General features: G+C 35.3%; 14 protein-coding genes. 11 read left to right on the top strand and 3 right to left on the bottom strand.

All coding sequences use genetic code 11. The features are described 5' to 3' along the window. Positions 1-8: 8 nt before the first annotated feature. Positions 9-458, bottom strand: coding sequence for a hypothetical protein (locus ACYIAJ_RS04275; protein ID WP_483558677.1), 450 nt, complete (start codon positions 456-458; stop codon positions 9-11). Continuing rightward, the gene (locus ACYIAJ_RS04270) at positions 455-1246 is read right to left on the bottom strand and encodes a DUF3100 domain-containing protein (RefSeq protein WP_483564391.1); all 792 of its coding nucleotides are present in this window, start codon (positions 1244-1246) and stop codon (positions 455-457) included. The genes ACYIAJ_RS04275 and ACYIAJ_RS04270 overlap by 4 nt, the downstream gene beginning before the upstream one ends. 277 nt (positions 1247-1523) lie before the next feature. Between ACYIAJ_RS04270 and aspS the strand changes: the two genes are divergently transcribed. From aspS to ACYIAJ_RS04245, 5 genes are all read left to right on the top strand, one after another. Further along, entirely contained in the window at positions 1524-3281 is a 1758-nt protein-coding gene (gene aspS, locus ACYIAJ_RS04265; RefSeq protein WP_483564390.1) for an aspartate--tRNA ligase, read from the top strand. A gap of 9 nt (positions 3282-3290) precedes the next feature. Continuing rightward, positions 3291-3740 (top strand): dihydroneopterin triphosphate diphosphatase, encoded by a 450-nt coding sequence (gene nudB, locus ACYIAJ_RS04260; RefSeq protein ID WP_483564389.1) that lies wholly within the window; start codon positions 3291-3293, stop codon positions 3738-3740. A gap of 14 nt (positions 3741-3754) precedes the next feature. Then, positions 3755-4171 carry a hypothetical protein gene (locus ACYIAJ_RS04255; RefSeq protein WP_174796726.1) on the top strand — a complete coding sequence of 139 codons (417 nt, stop codon included), beginning with the start codon at positions 3755-3757 and terminating at the stop codon, positions 4169-4171. Positions 4172-4260: 89 nt separating this feature from the next. Then, positions 4261-5724 (top strand): 4-hydroxy-3-polyprenylbenzoate decarboxylase, encoded by a 1464-nt coding sequence (ubiD, locus tag ACYIAJ_RS04250; RefSeq protein ID WP_483564388.1) that lies wholly within the window; start codon positions 4261-4263, stop codon positions 5722-5724. A gap of 148 nt (positions 5725-5872) precedes the next feature. Then, positions 5873-6937 (top strand): SEL1-like repeat protein, encoded by a 1065-nt coding sequence (locus ACYIAJ_RS04245; RefSeq protein ID WP_483564387.1) that lies wholly within the window; start codon positions 5873-5875, stop codon positions 6935-6937. A gap of 505 nt (positions 6938-7442) precedes the next feature. On the opposite strand, the gene ppc is transcribed toward ACYIAJ_RS04245, so the two are convergent. Further along, a complete protein-coding gene (gene ppc, locus ACYIAJ_RS04240; RefSeq protein WP_483564386.1) occupies positions 7443-10088 on the bottom strand; it encodes a phosphoenolpyruvate carboxylase in 2646 nt (881 codons plus the stop codon). Between the two features lie 354 nt (positions 10089-10442). Between ppc and ACYIAJ_RS04235 the strand changes: the two genes are divergently transcribed. From ACYIAJ_RS04235 to yajC, 6 genes are all read left to right on the top strand, one after another. Next, on the top strand, positions 10443-10934 hold the full coding sequence (locus ACYIAJ_RS04235; protein ID WP_483558664.1) for an NADH-quinone oxidoreductase subunit J: 492 nt from the start codon (positions 10443-10445) through the stop codon (positions 10932-10934). 1 nt (position 10935) lies between these two features. After that, positions 10936-11238: an NADH-quinone oxidoreductase subunit NuoK gene (nuoK, locus tag ACYIAJ_RS04230; protein ID WP_483558663.1), complete on the top strand. Its 303-nt coding sequence runs from the start codon at positions 10936-10938 to the stop codon at positions 11236-11238. A gap of 86 nt (positions 11239-11324) precedes the next feature. After that, the gene (locus ACYIAJ_RS04225) at positions 11325-13082 is read left to right on the top strand and encodes an NADH-quinone oxidoreductase subunit 5 family protein (RefSeq protein WP_483564385.1); all 1758 of its coding nucleotides are present in this window, start codon (positions 11325-11327) and stop codon (positions 13080-13082) included. Positions 13083-13097: 15 nt separating this feature from the next. Continuing rightward, on the top strand, positions 13098-14642 hold the full coding sequence (locus tag ACYIAJ_RS04220) for a complex I subunit 4 family protein (RefSeq protein WP_483558659.1): 1545 nt from the start codon (positions 13098-13100) through the stop codon (positions 14640-14642). A 6-nt stretch (positions 14643-14648) separates the two neighbouring features. Next, a complete protein-coding gene (locus ACYIAJ_RS04215) occupies positions 14649-16397 on the top strand; it encodes an NADH-quinone oxidoreductase subunit N (RefSeq protein WP_483558657.1) in 1749 nt (582 codons plus the stop codon). 186 nt (positions 16398-16583) lie between these two features. Continuing rightward, positions 16584-16913 carry a preprotein translocase subunit YajC gene (gene yajC, locus ACYIAJ_RS04210; RefSeq protein WP_483558656.1) on the top strand — a complete coding sequence of 110 codons (330 nt, stop codon included), beginning with the start codon at positions 16584-16586 and terminating at the stop codon, positions 16911-16913. Positions 16914-16946 lie beyond the last annotated feature (33 nt).

Here is a 16946-nt window from a genome sequence, read left to right as displayed (position 1 = left end):
AATTCAAATTAGATAACACCTTCCCAATGCAAGGTGATTTGTGCAATGATTGCCGCAAAAATAAAGGTACCTGAAAACACGGCTAACGAAACAGGGATGATTCGCCAAGAGATACTTTTAAATAATGCTAAATCTTTGCCAATAGCTAGTCCTGCATAAGCAAGTACTGGGGTACAGACAGCCAATAAAGAAACTTGATCAGTCATTGAAACAACTTGTTCGTGATAAGGAAAGATTGGTGATGAAGCCACTGCGGCTACGACTGATACCCATAAAATAACTGGAAATTTGTTTAATAGTGGAATTTTACCAACAAAATAGCCGGCTATTGATATAGCAACTAAGATTGATAATGCTTGTAGTGACAGCATAAAATCAATTTTGTAACCTACAGTATTGCCGGCAGCCATAATAATGGCAACTAAGATCAGTAAAAATATTGTTTCTAGGCATTTCATGATAGCGCTCCTTCTTTGTTACGTCGTAAGCGGGCAAAAAGATTATATAAGAAAGAGGCAAAAGGTAATGAAAATAGAGTATAAATATAAATGCCAACAATACTCGACATTAGGTTTGCAGTTGTTGCATAGGCTTTGATTTCGCTAGCCATTTCAGGATAAAGGTCACTGATTGGTGCAAGTGATGCCGCCATCATACTACCACTTCCGACTCCAGCTCCCATCGCTAACGCATAAGGATGAAGGATATCTAATTTTGCCATTACACTAGCCAGTATGCTCATCCAAATAGCACCATAAAGTGTGCCACAAACATACATCGCCATAACGCCTCGACCTTCAGCAGAATCTAATCCATATTTATCGGCAACGATCGCGATATTGGGTTCGCGAGCAACTGAATACGTTGCGCCCACCGCTTCACGTTTCATGCCTAATATCATTGCCAGTGGTAAACCTAATAAAATTGTGCCGGCAAAATGCCCCAACTCTTGAAAAATTAAGGCTAACTTCGCATCTTTTAGAATCATATCAATTTTAGGACCAACCGAGACGCCAAGCTTGGCAACAAGCAGCATTAAAGTGACTATCATGATAGCACTAGCATGATTCATATTTTTTAGTTTTAATATTTTTAATTTGGGCAGGCTAATTATTCCGCCAATAATCATGGCGTATAACATCGGGTATACTGAGATAGTCCAGATCGATTGTTTACCGATGAACTCACATACTAAAACAACGGCTAGTGCAAGAGCATGTACTCTGTAGTCTTTTAAAATTTCCATCCTTATGGCCTCATAGAATATTTTATTGTTAATAAAATTAGTTATGGTCACTAAAATTATAATCAACAATTATCATTGTGCATTTAATATACACAACCTAATTTACTTACGTCAACAAACAAGTTCCATCAATTACGCGTTAGTAAACAATATGGTAATGACAACACAAAATATTTAAACAATTAAAGAAGAAATCTCAATAAATGCCTTTATAAGGGTTTTATTTGTTTTATAATAAACGCTATTTTTAAAGATTGATACTTAAACAGGATATTTTATGCGTTCAATTTATTGCGGTCAGTTAACGGCATCTCATATTAATCAAGAAGTAACATTGTGTGGATGGGTCAATAAACGTCGAGATTTAGGCGGTATGATTTTTATTGATATGCGCGATCGTGAAGGCATTGTTCAGGTGTTTTTCGACCCTGATTATCAACAAGCGTATCAACTTGCTGGTGAGTTACGTAATGAATTTTGTATTCAGATCAAAGGGAAAGTGAGAGCTCGTCCTGAAGGTCAAATCAACAAAGAGATGGCAACTGGCGAGGTTGAAATTTTGGCCACTGAGCTGACTATATTTAACCGTAGCGATGTTTTACCTCTTGATTTCAATCAAAACAATAGTGAAGAACAGCGTTTAAAATATCGTTATATTGATTTACGTCGCCCTGAAATGGCAACGATTTTTAAAACTCGTGCCAAAATTACTGCGTTTGTTCGTTCATTTATGAACGAGCATGGTTTTTTAGATATTGAAACACCAATGTTAACCAAAGCAACACCTGAAGGGGCTCGAGACTATTTAGTACCAAGCCGAATTCATAAAGGTGAATTTTATGCCCTTCCACAATCGCCACAGTTATTTAAGCAATTGCTGATGATGTCAGGATTTGATCGCTATTATCAAATTGTAAAATGTTTTCGAGATGAAGATTTGAGAGCCGATCGTCAACCTGAATTTACTCAAATCGATGTTGAAACTTCATTTATGACAGCCGAACAAGTGCGTGAGGTTATGGAACAAATGATTCGTGAACTTTGGTTGCATGTTAAGAATGTCGATTTAGGCAAGTTCCCTATCATGACTTTTGCTGAGGCGATGCGTCGTTTTGGTAGCGATAAACCCGATTTACGAAATCCGCTCGAAATTATTGATGTGGCTGATATTGTTAAAGATGTTGATTTTAAGGTGTTTTCAACTCCAGCCAATGATCCTAAAGGTCGCGTAGCTTTACTTTGTGTACCAAATGGCACTCAATTAACTCGCAAGCAGTTAGATGAATATACACAATTCATTTCGGTTTATGGTGCTAAAGGTATGGCATGGATTAAGGTTAATGAACGTCATAAAGGGCTAGAAGGCGTACAAAGTCCTGTAGCAAAATTCTTTAATGAATCACAAATGGAAGCCCTACTTAATCGAGCCAATGCTAAAGATGGCGATATTCTATTATTTGGTGCTGATAGTTATAAAGTTGTGAGTGATGCACTCGGCGCATTACGTTTAAAAGTTGGTAAGGATTTAGGCTTAACTGATGAAAGTAAATGGGCAGTACTTTGGGTTGTTGATTTCCCTATGTTTGAAGAAACCGACGAAGGACTAAGTGCAATGCATCATCCATTTACGTCACCAAAAGACTATACACCAGAAGAACTTATCAAAAATCCAGAAAATGCTGTTGCGAATGCTTATGATATGGTTATAAATGGTTATGAAGTTGGTGGCGGATCGGTTCGTATTCATCGTAGTGAAATGCAGCAAGCGGTTTTTTCAATTTTAGGTATTGATGAGCATGATCAACGTGAAAAATTTGGCTTTTTACTTGATGCATTAAAATATGGCACACCACCACATGCAGGATTAGCATTTGGATTAGATAGATTAAGCATGTTATTAAGTGGAACCGATAATATTCGCGATGTAATAGCATTTCCTAAAACAACCGCTGCCACATGTTTATTAACCGATGCTCCAAGCCCAGCTAACGCGGCGGCATTAACTGAACTGGGTATTGAAGTAAGTAAAAAATAGCGATATTTGATGCAAAAATTCAAAAATCCTGAATCTGTTCTAGTGGTGATTTTCTGCCAGACAACAAATCGCTGCCTTATGTTGCAGCGTAAAGACGATCCTTGTTTTTGGCAATCAGTTACAGGTAGCATGGAAGCTAATGAATCGCCATTAGATACTGCGATTCGTGAAGTTTTTGAAGAAACAGGCATTGATATTATAGGGCAACATCTTGAGTTAATTGATGCAAAGCATACCGTTGAGTTTGAGATTTTTCCTCAATTTAGACATAGATATGCGCCAGAAGTTAAGATAAATAAAGAACATTGGTTTTATCTGCCTCTTCTTAATGAGGTAACACCTGTGCTTACTGAACATTTAGCTTATCAATGGCTAACGATTGATGAGGCTGCCAGTCTTACTTTATCGCCAAATAACAGTGAGGCTATTAGTAAAATTCATAGTTTGATTAAATCTTAATTAAGAGGTCGAAAATGAAATTGAGTCTATCTGCTCTTGTGTTTTCCTGCTTATGCTTTTTTGTACCAATCAGTCATGCTGAAATAAGTATAAAAAAGTGCCAACCCAATCAAAGTGATTATGTTATTTTTGATGAATATGACGCTAAAATCGCTGAAAAGATCATTGATTATAAATTGCATGACCAACCCGAAAAGCGTGAAAATAGTATTATTCAGATATTTGCTAATGAAAATAGTGATGATCGCAATGACTGGCTAGCCTCGTTCCGATTCGATGATGAATCTGAACAATATTTATTTTATCAAGTTGATCAGGATGAATTTATTGAAATTGACAAAAAACAGTTTGAAATCCTATTACCTAAAATTGTTGCGTGTAATCAAAATAAACAAGTACCTATTTACAGTGAAAACTTTGATGCTGATTAATTCAATTGCATGATAGTTTTTCATCAAGGATTAAAAGACTTTTAGATTTGGTTAACTCAAGATGAGTCAGTAACAGGGAGTAATAATACATGCATTTTTCAAATTTTAGAGATTTTTTAGATTATCTTGAGCAGCAAGGCGAATTAAAACGAATTACTTTTCCTGTTAATCCTTATCTTGAAATGACCGAAATTGCTGATCGCGTATTACGCAGCGAAGGTCCTGCCTTATTATTTGAAAACCCGATTGGTTATGATATGCCTGTTTTATGTAATCTGTTTGGTACCGCCAAACGTGTTGCAATGGGCATGGGGCGTGAAGATACTTCAGCTTTGCGTGAAATCGGTGAGTTATTGGCATTTTTGCGTGAACCCGAACCACCCAAAGGCATACGGCAATTTTTTAATATATTACCTAAATATAAACAAGTGCTTAATATGCCTGTCAAACATCGTTCATCAGCTCCCTGCCAAGAGGTGATTTTTAAGGATGATGAAGTGGATTTGACGCGATTACCTATTATGCATTGCTGGCCCGATGATGTAGCACCGCTGTTATCTTGGGGACTGACTATTACTAAAGGTCCTTATAAAGGTCGGCAAAATTTAGGTATTTATCGCTTGCAGCTTTTAGGTAAAAATAAATTAATTATGCGCTGGCTTTCACATCGTGGCGGGGCGCTTGATTTTGCCGAGTGGCAACAAGAAAATCCTAACCAAAAATTCCCTGTTAGCGTTGTGATTGGTGCTGATCCTGCAACCATTTTAGCTGCAGTGACACCCGTGCCAGACACTTTATCCGAATATGCTTTTTCTGGATTATTACGCGGTAGTCGAACCGAAGTGGTGAAATCATTATCAAACGATTTAGACGTTCCTGCTAGTGCAGAAATTGTGCTTGAAGGTTATATCGATCCTAATGAATTAGCGTCAGAAGGTCCGTATGGCGATCACACTGGCTATTATAATGAAGTTGAGCAATTTGCCGTATTTACTGTGACACATTTAACTCGTCGTAAAGATGCGATTTATCATTCAACCTATACTGGTAGGCCGCCAGATGAACCTGCGGTAATGGGACTTGCGTTGAATGAGGTCTTTATACCGATTTTACAAAAACAATTTCCTGAAATTGTTGATTTTTATTTACCTCCCGAAGGATGTTCATATCGTATTGCGATTGTGACAATTAAAAAACAATATCCGGGTCATGCTAAACGCATTATGATGGGGGTTTGGTCTTATCTAAGGCAATTTATGTATACAAAATTTGTGATTATCTGTGATGATGATATTAATGCCCGTGACTGGAAAGATGTTATGTGGGCTATTTCAACACGCATGGATCCTCAGCGTGATACTACTTTTATTGATAATACACCTATCGACTATTTAGATTTTGCCTCACCGGTTTCTGGACTGGGCTCTAAAATGGGGTTGGATGCGACCAATAAATGGCCGGGTGAAACCAATCGTGAATGGGGAAAAATTATCAAGAAAGATTCTAAAGTTGTTGCTCGGATTGATGAAATTTGGGATGAACTTGGTTTATAGACTAATATATTGTTTATTAAAGGGAAAATAAATTTATACAGCTTGATATAAAAAATATAATTTCAAACTGAATAGGTATTAAACAAACACTATTCCCTTTGGCTACATTTATGTATAATTATTATTAATGTCACTATAATTAAAAAATATGAAAAAAAATCGAATCTTATTAGTACTATTATTATCTATTTCTTATGGTGCAATGGCTACAAATTATAAGACTCAATCTGACGATACGCAATTGATGCTTAAAGAGTCAGAGTCACTGCTCCCGTCTTTACGCTTGTCTGCAGAAAAAGGAAACGCAGAAGCTCAGTACTCATTAGGTGGTTTTTATAAAAAAGGATTGGGTGTTGAAGCTAGTGATGTTCGTGCTTTTTTTTGGTATAAAAAAGCAGCAGAACAAGGACTTGCCAAAGCACAAAATAATTTAGCGTTTATGTATCAAAGCGGATTGGGAACCAAGCGTGATTTAAACGAAGCTGTTAAATATTTTAAATTAGCATCTGATCAAAATTATGCATTGGCTAAATATAATTTAGCTTTAATGTATCAAGAAGGTGAGGGTGTAGAAAAAAACACATTAACGGCAATTGACTACTTTACACAAGCTGGTGATGAAGGTATTTATGATGCTTATTTAAACTTGGGGATGATCTATTTTTTTGGTGATGGCGTCCCCAAAGATCGCATGACTGCGGCGGACTGGTTTAGCAAAGCTGCGAAAGATAATATTCCAGAAGCACAATATTATTTAGGACTAATGTCAGAAAATGGTGATGGTTTGACTCAAGATTATATGGCGGCTAGCTATTTTTATACACAAGCAGCAGAACGAGGGCATGTGCTAGCTATGTATAATTTAGCCATTATGTATGCAACAGGAACGGGAACGAAACCTGATAATACACAAGCAGCCTATTGGTTTACTAAAGCTGCACAAGCCGGCAATGCTGATGCTCAATATAATATTGGCGTGATGTATGATGTAGGCGGTGGAGTTGCTAAAGACGAGAAAAAAGCCGTTGAATGGTACCTAAAAGCTGCAGAGCAAGGCAGCGTTGATGCTCAATATAATTTGGGCGTTAAATATCTAGAAGGTGAAAGTGTTGATAAAGATCAAGAGCGTGCTATCTATTGGTTTACTAAAGCTAGCGAGCAAGGGGATCAAGACGCTAAAGCTTATTTAGAACAGTTATTACCTAAAAAATAAAAAAAACATTGTGCTTTTTAGATTATTGACAAATCTTGATATCATTCGGGGGGGATTTTTTATTGAGATGCTATCAAAAAGGTTTATAAATATGCTATTGTCTAACATACATTTTTGTTTATTTTGATAATAATGCACTGTGTTTGATTAGTCATAATGGCGATATTTTTGGATAGTTGTTTTATCAATTCATACCTGTCTGGTGGCAAAAATATCGGTGCTTTTTGGCCTATTATAAATACACTGCTTTTGGGTTTCCCTCTTGATATATCATCTATTATTAGAACTTGTTTTTTTTTGCCCCATATTACATAATTAAATGATTTTTATTAAAAATAAAAACTTTAATAAAATCAATGCCTTTCCTGACCGTTTTGTATCTTAAATAAGATCGTTGTTTGTTCGGCATTGAGCAATAGCTTCGGCTATTTTATACATCAAGCAGATCAAAGAACTCGTTAAAAAGCGAGTCCTTTGTTAACAACAGAAAAAGCATTGATCTTTTTTATCCTGAGTTTCGCATACCAGCTGCAATTCCAGAAATAGTAATCATTAATCCTTGTTCTACTATGATATTCTCGTTATCGCTGTATTTTCGTGAACGACTTAATAACTCAGCCTGTAATAAATTTAATGGTTCAATATAAGTATTACGCAAAGCCACCGACTGTGCTATCCACGGTAAATCAGCCATTAAGCTAATATCATCAGTAATGGTTAGCACGGTATTGATATCTTGGGTTAACAAACTTCTTAACTCTTCGCCTAATGGCCATAAAGCAGGATCAACTAAACGTTGTTCATAATATTTGTGGATGTTTGGTGCCGCTTTGGCATAGACCATTTCAAGCATACCTAATCGGGAATTAAAAAAAGGCCAATTGTGATACATCTCTTTAAGAAGATTTTGTTTACCATCTGCAATTGCTGCTCTAAGTGCACTACCAGCACCAAGCCAAGACGGTACCATTAAACGATTTTGTGTCCAAGCAAAAATCCATGGGATAGCACGTAAACTTTCAATACCACCGCCCGTACGGCGTTTTTGTGGTCTGGAACCAAGTGGTAATCTACCTAATTCAGCTTCTGGCGTTACTGCTCTAAAATAATCAACAAATTCAGCACGTTCTCGTACATAACTACGATAGCAATTGCATGAAAGTTCTGACATTTTATCCATGATATCACGCCAAGCTTGTTTAGGTGCTGGTGGTGGCAATAAGTTGGCTTGTAAAATCGCTGATGTATACAGCATTAAACTGCTGAGTGCCACTTCTGGCAGACCAAGTTTGAAACGAATCATTTCGCCTTGTTCTGTCACCCTAAGCCCGCCTTTTAATGATCCTGGCGGTTGTGAAAGTAGTGCGGCATGCGCTGGTGCTCCACCTCGACCTATTGAACCTCCTCGCCCGTGGAATAGCACTAAATTAGTATTATATTTTTTAAATAAGTTAACTAATTCTTCTTGAGATCGATATTGCGCCCAAGATGCTGCGAGTGTCCCTGCATCTTTAGCCGAGTCAGAGTAGCCTATCATCACCATCTGCTTACCTTGAATTTTATTGCGATACCAAGGAATATCCAGCAGTTTTTGCATCACCGATTTTGCGTTGTTTAAGTCTTCTAATGTTTCAAATAACGGTGCAACTGGAATATATTTTTGGCAATCAACAATTTTCAATAATAAGTAAACAGCTAATATATCAGAAGGGGCTTTAGCCATTGATATTACGTAAGAGGCAATGGATTCTTCACCAGCTTTTTTTATTACACGACAAGTATCTAATACTTCTTGGACCATTTGATCTGGTTGCCAGTTATAAGGTAATAATGGTCGATTAGATTGTAACTCTGTTAATAAAAATGCTTGTTTTTCTTCCTCTGACCATTTTGCATAGCTACCTAAATTAAGTTCTGTAGTTAATGCGTCAAGCGCTTCGGTGTGTACAGAGCTGTCTTGGCGAATATCTAATCTGACTAATTGTAAACCAAAACTTTTTATGCGTCGTAAAGTATCAAGTAATGGACCATGGGCTATGGTTGACATGCCATTATCAATTAATGACTCATAACAGGTATAAAGCGGTATCCATAATTGTTCATTTTTAATTAAAATATCACTAGGTGGTAATACTCGTTCATTATTCAGTAAAGCTTCAATATAATTATGAGTGTTAATTAAACGTGTTCGTAACTGTTTCATTACAGCTCGATAGGGCTCGGAAGCGGTTTTATTTTTTTCATCTAACAGATCAATAACTGAATCACTACATTCCGTCATTGAAAGTTCACGAACAAGTATTTGAATATCGGCTAAAAATAACTCAATGGCTTTTAATCTAGCTTGTAGCATGACCTTTTCGGTCACTTTTGCTGTCACATTTGGATTGCCATCACGATCTCCGCCCATCCATGAGGTGAATTTAATAGGCACATGATCAACTGGTAATTGCTCATCAAAAGCATCTACCAATTGGTCATTAAGCTCACGCAAAAATAGAGGCACTCCTTCCCATAAGCTATCTTCAATGACCGAAAAACCCCATTTGGCTTCATCAATGGGGGTAGGGCGTTTTTTGCGGATTTCATCGGTATACCATGCCTGACAAACTAGCTGTTTTAAGCGGCGCATAATTCGTTCTATTTCATAGTCGGCTAAATCATCATGATCCAGTTGAGATAAACAGTTATTAATAGCCGTATAAGTATTTATCATGGTTCGGCGATTAATTTCGGTCGGGTGTGCAGTTAGCACCAATTCAATCGATAACTCATTAATCGCTTCTGTAATAGTTTGATTTGAAAAATTGAGATTTTTAAGTGTACTAAATAATTCAGTCATTTTTTGGGGGCTACTAGATGCTTCTCCATGGGGAGAAATACCATAATATTCAGCAGCCGTATTGACTAAATTTAAAAACTGATTAAATGCGCGTGCAACATGTAATAAATCATCATCATTAAGGTTTTCAATTAATTTGAGTAGCTTATTATGTGCTTGGGTGTTTCCTTGTTGAGCTGATTTTGATAGCTTTCTTATTTTTTCAACTAAATCAAAGGTTTCATTGCCAGTGGCGCGTTTTATCGCATTTCCCAGTAAAGTGCCTAACATATTGACATTACTTCGCATTGAGGAATATTTATGATTCATGATTTTCTCGTCTTCGATTTTATTATGCCTAAGCACCTTTAAGCTGCATGACCCAAAATGACAAATTAATGGGATAGGTATAATGATTGGTTAATGTGCTTAATTTATATACTTTATAACAATTTCGCTTTGAATTTAAATAATAAAATTTTATGGTTTTTATTTTTTTTAGTTGTTTTAATTATATTCACCATGAAAGGTTAACAAATAAAAATGTCACATTTAATTGTGATATACTCCCCCTAAATACAGTTTAATAAGCTTATTTTTCGATGAACACGGTGTTTGTAAACTGTATCTTGATATCATTTGGGTATATACTAACAGTATTATCAATACATATTGGATTATTTAATGATCGCTGTTTTTTATATTGCGTCGATTATTGCAGTTGTTGCTAGCGTAAAAGTGATTAGTTGCTTACGGATAGATAAAGCAATTTTATATCTTGTGATTTCGCTTTTTGCTTCAGCATTGATATTTATTCTACTTGATAACTATTTTTCTGCTGTTTTATATATCTTATTATTTATTGGTGGATCGGTAACTATTTTTTTACTTGTTGCTTCAATTTTGAAAATTAGTTCGGATAATGTAGAGCACAACAAACACGGTATTAGTCCAAAAATTTGGTTGGGACCGCTAATTTTAGCTTTTATTTTACTTGTTGTTCTTATTTATGGTGTAGTAAGTGCTAATTATTCAGAATTAAAAGAATCTTATGAATTAATGCATGAAATGTCCATATATGCCTACATTTTGATGGCGGAATTAGCCTTGTTTTTATTATTAGGTGCAGCCGTGATTTCTTATCATTTTATGCATCGGCTTATGTCGGAGAAATAATATGATTCCACTCATGTATTGTCTTATTTTGGCTTCTATTTTATTTGTGATTGGGCTATTAGGAGTAATGATTCGACGTGATTTTTATTTTTTATTACTTAGCCTGACCATTATGAATAATGGTGCAATAATTGCATTGTTTGCAGCAAGTAGCTATTGGCAACAATCTGATGGACAAGTACTGGCAATATTAGCGGTAATAACAACTTTAGCTGAAGTTTGTGTTGGTCTTGCATTAATGATGAAACTATTCTACCGTCGAAAAATCTTTAATATTGACTCATTGAGTGAAATGAAAGGATGAATTTACTTTATTTAACTATTATTGTTCCCTTGCTCACTTTTCTAATATTAGTTTGCTTCGGAAGGCATATTCGATCAATTAATGTGATGATTATTGGTATTAATACCATGCTATTAATTACATTAATTACTATCTTTTCTTGTATTGACTTTAGTTCAAACATAGTCCCAGACATGAGCTTAGTTTATACTAGGCCGTTGTGGAATTGGTTTTCAGTGGGCGATTTTATTGTGCCTATTTCTTTAACCTTAGATGGTTTATCACTAATTTTTTTAGTTTTAATCTCATTCTTCGGTTTTTTGATCTACTTCTTTGCGGCTTGCTATTTAACGTCAAGCAAGGATATTTATAATTTTTACGCTTACAGTAATTTATTAATTGCCAGTATATTAACCGTCATATTAGTTGATAATTTGTTTGTTCTGTTAATTGGCTGGGAAGGTGTGAGCATAAGTACTTACTTACTTATTGGTATCTACTACAAACAGGTTCGTAATGGTTATGCGGCAGTAAAAGCCTTTATCATTATGCATTTAACAGATATCTTTCTAATTATTGGCATATTTTTATTGTATCAAACACTAGAAACATTAAATATTCATGATGTATTGGCGCAAGCACATGATAACTTGGCCGTTGACTCAGACATCATATTTTGGATAACTTTAATGTTGTTCCTTGGTGCAATGAGTAAGTCTGCACTATTTCCTATGCATTCATGGTTTGCTCAAACAACTTTAGCACCAATGCCTGCGGTAGCTTTATTACAATCTTCAACAGTGATTTTAGCGGGAGTATATTTAGTTTTGAGGCTAAGTAATTTATTTATGATGTCGAGTGATGTTCTTGCTATTATATCGGTAATTTCATCATTAACTATATTATTTGCTAGCACTATTGCCTTAGTGCAATATGATATTAAACGAATTATCACCTATATTAATTTAGCGCAAATTAGCTATCTATTTTATGCTTTTTCAACGCAGAGTTGGAGCTTGTCTCTTAATTACTTAATTAATTATGCCGTAACAAGCACATTGCTGATTTTAGCTTCATCAATTTTAATCAAAAAATGCCAAGGTGAACGCGATATAAGCAAAATGGGAGGCTTAATTAAATCGTTTCCGATGTTATATTCGGTATTTTTGTTTATTATGCTATCACTGAGTGCTATGCCTTGGATCTCATCATCATTTTATATTAAGGGCGATATCATATTAGGCTTAATGACTCAAAATAAATTGATATCTGGGACTATTGGTTTATTAGGTATATTGCTTTCTAGTTTAAATATTTGGCGTTTGATTTCAATTGTATTTTATCACAAACAAAAACAGTATGATTTTGCAAAAACTAAATGGATAAGTTATTTTCCAATTTTTATATTATTGATATTCCCTACTGCGTTATTTATCTATTTCCCATTGCCAATTCGCGGTATTATTCCAATCGCCGAGTTAGACACTAACGGACAATTGCTCTTCCAGTTACTGTTAGCCGCAGTGACAGGATTAAGCTTCTTGATTGCCTATATTTTATATGCGCGTCCAAATAACGAAGTACAAGAAGTTTTAAATACGCCAATGATTAAATTCTTTTTAAGATTATGTAATAGTGATTGGCGTTATGATTATTTGTTGCATACTCTATTTGTTAAACCTTATGTCTACCTAGCTAATTTGTTAAAAAAAGATCCATTAATTTTATGGGATAGTTGGGTCATGTGGGGTATTAGAAAGATAAATGAATTCATCGTTGACTTAGAAAATGGGCAAATTCGATGGTATATGCTGTCAATGGTTATAGGTAGCATTACCATATTAATGTTACTGATTTTTATTTAAAAGGTGTAATCATTCATGTTGTTATGGCTTGTTTTTTTACCTGTAATAGGCGGATTTATTGGTTGGTTATGCCATGTATGTCTACAACGAGGTGTTGTTTCTGTCAATGTACAAATTCGTTGGTCTAAACTACCAATAATTGTGGCATTTATCACTATTTGTCTTACATTATTAATAACGATAATATTATGGATAGATGCCGTAAATGTATTAAATCAAGGGGAAAACTGGATAAAAGAAGTTAATCTGGATTGGATCCCTTTGTTAGGTATTCATTTTCACCTTGTTTTAGATGGTCTATCGATAGTCGTTATCACATCAACTCTATTCATCGTGTTATTGACGATTGCCTATTCGAGTAAAGAAAATCTAAATAATCTTGGCTTATTTTATTTATGCCTATTATTTATGACATCAGCCATTATGATGTTATTTGTAATCACTGACTTATTTTTAATGTTCTTCTTTTGGGAAGCGGTCGCAATACCTATCTATTTTTTAATTTCGCTATGGGGAAGACGAGATTCAAGCTCACAATTACGTTTTAATGGAGCAAGCAAATTTTTGATTTATACTCAATTGAGCAGCTTACTTATGCTTATCTCCATTGTATCATTAGCCTTAATTAACTGGAACTTAACAGGGCATTGGACGTTTGATTATCAGGTACTAACAAAAACACCAATTTCAAGTGATACTGAATTTTTGCTCATGCTTGGATTCTTAGCCGCTTTTATTGTGCGAATCCCTTTTGTTCCTTTTCATGGCTGGTTTATTGAAGCTCATATGGAATCTTCAACAACGGGATCAATGATGATCAGTGGTTTATTACTCAATACAGCAGCATTTGGTTTATTGCGTTTTGTTATACCACTATTTCCAAATGCTTCCATCATGATTATGCCAATTATGTTAGTTCTTGCTTTGCTTACAATTGTTTATGCAGCGCTAGTTGCATTTAATCAAACGGATATTAAAAAACTTATTGCTTATATCCATATAGCGTTAATGGGATTTGTTACAGCAATTATTTATAGTGGTTCTGTGATTGCTTATCAAGGCGTGGTTATTCAAATGATAGCCATTAATTTAGCAATAGTTGGCATGTTTATTATTAGTGGATTATTGGGTGAATGTTACTCAACACGAAACATAACTCAATTTATTGGGCTTAAAGAGCGAGTACCTTATCTATCTTCATTTACCTTGTATTTTATTTTAGCAGTATTGGGGATTCCTGGAACAGCTAATTTTGTTGGCAATTATATGATGTTACTTGGTAGTTATAGTGCCTTTTCCTTTTATACAATTTTGCTCGTAATTGGCTTATTATTGCTTTCTATTTCATTTATTGTCCGTATGCAGCCTATTTTTTATGGTGCTGTCGATAAAGGGGGAGCACCAAAATATCTTCTTAGTAAAAAAGATCTTTTGTTATTATCAAGCACCTTAATTGTCCTTATCTTTATTGGCTTGTATCCTCAAGTGGTTTTAGATATGTCTTATTCTGTTATGAATCAAACACAACAATACATAACTACAGAGCGAGTGGGAGAGTAATCACCTATGATAGCTTTATCGCCTATTTTTGTATTAAGCTTTGTCATCATTGTTTTATTATTTTTATTGTTTGTTTTTAAAATAGGTACCAAAGGGTGTGCTATTTTAACGGTATGTGGATTATCCTGCGCATTAATTTTCTCTGTGGTGGTTGGTTATAAAATTTCGTTTAGCACGCAAGCTATTACTGATATCAGCAGTGACAATATGCAAATATCGGTACCAGTTTCTGACCCTATTAAAGAACCCAATCCATCGGACGAAGAAACAATTGCAATTGATTCTGTGCCTACAGAATCGGTGGAATCACCGAATGAAAATATAAGTATTGACGATAATATTAACAACAGTGCTGTTGATAATACTAATACCGATATAAATATGGATGCTAACTCTAATTCTCATATTGATGATGGTTCTAACATTGATGACCCTTCAATGGCAGAATGGAAAGCACGCCATATCACCGCTCTTTTTACCTGTGATGGTTATGGATTACTTTATACGAGTTTGATTTTGATGATATCCATTGCAGTTGCATGCTTTGCTTATCGTTGGTTTAAACAAGAACAGGTTCAGCACGGATTATTTTATTTAATTCTGCTTTTTATGGTATTAGGTGGTGTAACACTGGTATACGCCAGCCATTTAATCGCATTTTTTGTTGGAATTGAACTATTATCCATTCCTTTTGTGGGATTAATTGGTTATCAATATACGCAGACTCATTCATTAGAAGCTGCTGTTAAATATATGATTTTATCGGCTGTTGCAAGCGTATTTTTATTGATGGGAATTGCTTTTTATTATGCAACGACAGGGGAGCTGACTTTCAGTGGGCTAAGCTATCAGCTTTCAACAATGTCTTACCCAAGCACGTTACTACTAATAGGTGTTTGTTTAATGTTGGTTGGTATTGGTTTTAAATTATCACTGGTGCCGTTTCAACTTTGGCTGCCTGATGTTTATCAAGGCGCGCCAACGGTTGTCGCCTTATTATTATCAACAGTTGGAAAAGTTGCAGTTTTCTGTGCCATCGCAAGGCTATTCCTATTGGCACCGATCGTTAATAATGAAGCTATCCGTATTATTTTAGTTATTATGGCTTTTTGTTCTATTTTGTGGGGCAATTTATTGGCGTTAAAGCAAAGTAGCTTAAAGCGATTACTTGCCTATTCATCAATAGCGCATTTCGGCTATCTATTTACGGCTTTAATTGCTGTCCAATATCAAGTACTTGCATTAGAAACTATTGGCGTTTACCTAATTGGGTATATTTTAGCTAATATCTGTATATTAGGTGCGATCAGTTTAGATTCGCATTCTAACGAACTGCAAGATCATGAAAGCGAAATTGATCTTTCAGGGCTATTTTGGCGCAGACCAATTCTTGCATTAGCGATGGGCATTGGGTTTTTATCTTTAGCAGGGACACCACTAACAGCGGGGTTTGTTGGGCGATTTTTACTGGTGTTATTAGGTGTAACTGCTGAATTATGGTGGTTAGTTGCCGCCGTAGTTATTGGTAGTGCATTGGGGCTTTATTTTTATGCTCGTTTAATTATCAATCTTTATATTAGGCCGCCTTGTCGTGATGGACAAATGTTAAGTGGAACTTCAATTAAATTAAAATGGAAAGATATTAGAATAAGTGAGTTAATCATCGTATTATGTGCCTTATTGACACTGCTTTGTGGAATTTACCCTAGATGGTTATTTAACTTAGTTAGTATGGCGCAATATTTAACTACGTAATTAACGTTTATCCGCCTTCAATCGCTTAGTTGGCGGAGTTATATTAACCAAAGTAGCTTAAAGCACTTTTTATACTAAAACGCATGCTTTCCTGAAATTTTTTGACAAGAAATAGTTAATAACAGATTTATTTATTGTGTTATAATTCCGACCTTTGAAAATTTAGTTTGAAACAAGAGGACCAGTATGGATTTTTTAATCTCTAATGCCTATGCAGCCGATGGTAGCCAACCAGGTGGCGATTATTTGATGCCAATTATGTTAGTTGTGTTTGGTTTATTTTTCTATTTTATGATTATGCGCCCACAGCAAAAACGCGCTAAAGCACATCGTGAGTTAATGGCATCAATTTCAAAAGGTGATGAAGTTTTAACCAATGGCGGGCTTATCGGTCGTGTATCAAAAGTTAACGAAAATGGTTACATCGCGTTAGAATTAAATGATACGACTGAAGTTGTGATCAAGCGTGACTTTATTACATCAGTTTTACCAAAAGGAACAATGAAATCACTATAATAGGCTGTTATCTATTATCTTTCATTGTATTAA

The sequence above is a fragment of the Gilliamella sp. X-46 genome (genome assembly GCF_057063525.1).
The sequence above is the reverse complement of the archived record's forward strand: the minus strand, read 5'-3'. Positions and strand labels throughout refer to the sequence as shown.